The sequence below is a fragment of the Siminovitchia sediminis genome (assembly GCF_042680885.1).
GTDB lineage: Bacteria > Bacillota > Bacilli > Bacillales > Bacillaceae_C > Siminovitchia > Siminovitchia sediminis.
In genome coordinates, this window is the sequence record NZ_JBHUEO010000078.1 from 1 (window position 1) to 4,135 (window position 4,135).

Below are 4,135 nucleotides of genomic sequence, written 5' to 3' on the forward strand. Positions count from 1 at the left end.
AGGTCTAGGTGGATGGGAATCTTTTTCTTAAAAATAAAAACACAAAAATCTAGATACAAGTCGTCTAAATGTAAAATAAAAAAGCCTGTAGAGAAAAAAACATATACTTTCTCTACAAGCTGAGAGAGGAGGTTTCCTCTCTTTTTTAATTTCTTCTTTTTATCGGTTGAAGCGCATTCATCCTTATTTTTTTCTTTTTTCTTTTATTAAAATCAGATATGATATAAGCTAGACATGATGCGTTACACTTGATGGATCGATTTCCATTGTCAAGGAGCTGGTATAAATGGAAAGTAAAGAGTGGTATTTAGAATATGAAATTACTATCGACAGACCAGGTTTATTAGGAGATATTTCCTCACTTCTTGGTATGCTCTCCATCAATATTGTCAGCATTAACGGGGTAGATGCAGGAAGAAGGGGATTGCTCCTTCGCGCGCAAAGTGAAGACCAAATCAAGCGGCTTGAATCTATCTTGGAAACAGTGGAAACGATCAAAGTCAGGAAGATCAGGGAGCCAAAATTGCGAGACAGATTGGCTGTCATGCACGGTAAGTATATCCAGCGGGATCACGATGACAAAAACACATTTAGATTTGTCAGGGATGAGCTGGGCATACTTGTTGATTTTATGGCGGAAATATTTAAAGAACCAGGCCATAAGTTAATTGGCATCAGGGGGATGCCCCGGGTTGGAAAAACTGAATCTGTGGTGGCTGCAAGTGTTTGTGCTAATAAGAAGTGGCTTTTTGTTTCATCCACATTGTTAAAGCAGACGATCCGCAAGCAGTTAATAAAAGAAGAATATAGTGAAAACAATATATATATAATCGATGGCATTGTTTCCAGAAGGAGAGCGGATGAACGGCATCTCCAGCTTGTCAGGGAAATTATGAGCATGCCTGCAGTAAAGGTCATCGAGCATCCTGATATTTTTGTAGAGCACTCGGAATATTCCATTGAGGATTTTGATTATATAATTGAACTTCGAAACACTCCGGATGAAGAGATTACATACGAAATCGTTGAAAAGCAGAATCTGCTTGATCAGCCAGGGATCGGCGGCTTTGGAAACTTCGATTTTTAGGATTGGTAGGTGTTGGGATTGAGTGAATTGGGGGCCCGTTTAAAAACGGCTCGTGAAGAAAAAGGGATTAGCCTGGATCAGCTTCAGTCAATGACAAAGATTCAAAAAAAATATTTAATTGGAATTGAAAATGGCGATTACAGTAAAATACCCGGAAAGTTCTATGTCAGGGCTTTTATTAAACAATACGCCGAAGCTGTAGGGCTTCCGGCGAATGATTTATTTGAGGAATATAAAAACGAAATTCCGGCTGCCTATGAGGAAGATATATCCGAACAGCTTTCACGTGTCCAGTCGCGCAGTGCAGTGTCCACACGCAGTTCCAAATTCACAGATTTGCTCCCGAAAATTCTGATTGGTATCGGCATTGTAGCAGCCCTCTTCCTGGTATGGTATATATTTGTTAAAAACGTGGATACGAATGAGCCCGTTGACACCGGCCAAAACCCATCGGTAGATATCGAAGAGTCGAATGAAATCAAAGTACCTGATCCCGAAGAAAAGCAAAAAAATCAGGCAACTGAAGAACATTCAGAAACATCCCAGGATGAGGAGCAAACCGATGATCAGCCGGAAAGTGAGGAACAAAGCCTGACAATGGAAGAGGTGTCAGGTAATGTTACAACGTATCAACTCACAGGTACAGAGACATTTGATTTGAAGATCCAGGCTGCTCCATCAGGTGAGACTTGGATAAGGATTGTGGACGGGAATCAGCAAGTTCTTTTTGAAGGGATGCTTCAAGACGGGGCCAGCCAGAGCTTCGATCTGTCGGAAGGAACAGGGGTCATCATCACAGCTGGAAATGCAGCTGACACAGAAATATCGGTCAATGATACCAGGCTGGAATATGAGCTGGATCCGGGACAGACTGTTCTTCAAGAAATACGCATCCAATTTGATAAGGAATAAAAGGAAGTAACCCGCTAGGCTGCCGCTTCAATGGCGGCCATTTTTAAAGTACGGGGCTAATTGAAAACGAAAAGGAGCCTTCCCGGCTCCGGCGCAAATCATGCTTGAAAGATCTATGCAGCGTCTTTTGCGCCTTTTTCTGTTAAGGAGGCAGACAACCGAATGAATTTACCTAATAAAATTACTGTTTCAAGGGTGATTCTCATCCCTGTATTTCTCGTACTAATGTTGGCGCCGCTTCATTGGGGAACTGTGCAAACTTTTGGTACAGAAATTGAGATAGCACATCTTGCAGGTGCCATATTGTTTATCATCGCTTCTGTTACAGATTGGATTGACGGGTACTTTGCCCGGAAATATAATCTGGTTACGAATTTGGGGAAATTCCTGGATCCCTTAGCGGATAAGCTGCTCGTTTCTGCTGCATTGATTGTACTGGTTGAAATGCATCTGGCCCCATCCTGGATCGTCATCGTTATCATCAGCCGAGAATTTGCAGTAACAGGTCTCCGTCTCATTTTAGCAGGCACAGGTGAAGTAGTGGCAGCCAATATGCTGGGAAAAATAAAAACATGGGCCCAGATCATAGCGATCAGTGCTTTGCTCCTGCATAATATACCTTTTTCAGCTATATCCTTCCCGTTTGCTGACATTATGCTTTGGGTTGCTTTAATTTTTACGATTTGGTCAGGATGGGATTATTTTTATAAGAATCGTGGAATATTTAAACATTCAAAATAGAGGAAGTGATAAAGATGAAAGCTGAAATTATAGGAGTTGGAACAGAGCTGCTGCTAGGCCAGATTGCCAATACGAACGCACAATATCTTTCTGAGCAATTAGCCGAAATCGGTGTGAATGTTTACTTTCATACAGTAGTGGGAGATAATCCCAAACGCCTGACAGATGCAATCCAACAGGCCGAAACTCGTGCAGACCTTCTCATTTTTACAGGAGGGCTGGGACCGACAAAAGATGACTTGACAAAAGAAATTCTGGCAGGACATCTCAACTGTGGGTTAGATACGGATGAAGATGCCTGGAAAAAAATCAAGGATTATTTTAAAAAAACCGGAAGAAAGATGACAGCAAACAACGAAAAGCAGGCTCATGTCATTAAAGGGGCAAAAGTACTGCCCAATGATCAAGGCATGGCTCCCGGAATGTTCTTAAAAAAAGGAACCCATTTTTACATGCTGCTTCCGGGACCTCCCCATGAAATGAAGCCGATGTTCAGGAATTACGGCCGGCAGGCGGTCATGGACCAATTAGAAAAAGTTGACCGGATCGAGTCCAGGGTATTGCGCTTTTTTCAAATCGGAGAGGCAGAAATTGCTGAAAAACTGTCAGATATCATCGATACGCAAACCAATCCAACTGTTGCTCCCTTGGCCGGAGACGGTGAAGTGACGATCAGGCTGACGGCCAGAAGCAACAGTAAAGAAACAGCGGCAGCACTGTTGGATGAGGTGGAAAAGAAAATACAGAAGCGGGTTGGTGAATACTTTTACGGTTATGAAGATACTTCACTGATGGCAGAGCTGTTAAAAGAACTGGAAAGCCGTCAGTTAACGATTGCAGCAGCTGAAAGCCTGACGGGAGGATTGTTCCAGTCCGAAATGACATCCGTTGTTGGAGTCAGCACGATGTTATTGGGAGGGATTGTCTGCTATTCAAATGATGCAAAAATAAAGCTGTGCAAAGTCAAACCGGAGACATTAGAGCATGAAGGGGCTGTCAGCGAACAATGTGCACTGGAACTTGCTGAAAACGTGAGAAAAGAGCTTGGCGCCGACATTGGTATCAGTTTCACTGGAGCAGCGGGTCCTGATTCTCTTGAAGGGCACCCTGCGGGTACGGTTTGGATCGGAATGTCTTTTAAGGATGGTGAATCCAAAGCTGTTCTTGTCAAACTTGCCGGAACCCGCAACGGGAACAGAAGACGTTCAGTGAAAATGGGCTGTTACTATTTATTGAAAGAATTAGAAAAAAAATAGAGCTCCGGCTCTATTCAGGCTGTCGAGAAACCCTCGACAGCCTTTTTAATTATTTATAATATTTGTTCTTTCATCGTTTTAATTTGTTAAAATAAAAATAACAAAATATGGCGGTGATAAAGTTGCTCCATACAAAATC

General features: G+C 42.4%; 4 protein-coding genes. All 4 read left to right on the forward strand.

Annotation, left to right across the window (positions count from 1 at the left end):
* Positions 1-286 precede the first annotated feature (286 nt).
* The 4 genes from ACFSCZ_RS17070 (at position 287) to ACFSCZ_RS17085 (ending at position 3,996) form a co-directional block, all read left to right on the forward strand.
* Positions 287-1,087 carry a DUF3388 domain-containing protein gene (locus tag ACFSCZ_RS17070; protein WP_380775626.1) on the forward strand — a complete coding sequence of 267 codons (801 nt, stop codon included), beginning with the start codon at positions 287-289 and terminating at the stop codon, positions 1,085-1,087.
* Between the two features lie 18 nt (positions 1,088-1,105).
* Positions 1,106-1,999: a helix-turn-helix domain-containing protein gene (locus ACFSCZ_RS17075; protein ID WP_380775629.1), complete on the forward strand. Its 894-nt coding sequence runs from the start codon at positions 1,106-1,108 to the stop codon at positions 1,997-1,999.
* A gap of 162 nt (positions 2,000-2,161) precedes the next feature.
* Positions 2,162-2,740: a CDP-diacylglycerol--glycerol-3-phosphate 3-phosphatidyltransferase gene (gene pgsA, locus ACFSCZ_RS17080; protein WP_380775631.1), complete on the forward strand. Its 579-nt coding sequence runs from the start codon at positions 2,162-2,164 to the stop codon at positions 2,738-2,740.
* Positions 2,741-2,754: 14 nt separating this feature from the next.
* A complete protein-coding gene (locus ACFSCZ_RS17085; RefSeq protein WP_380775634.1) occupies positions 2,755-3,996 on the forward strand; it encodes a competence/damage-inducible protein A in 1,242 nt (413 codons plus the stop codon).
* Positions 3,997-4,135 lie beyond the last annotated feature (139 nt).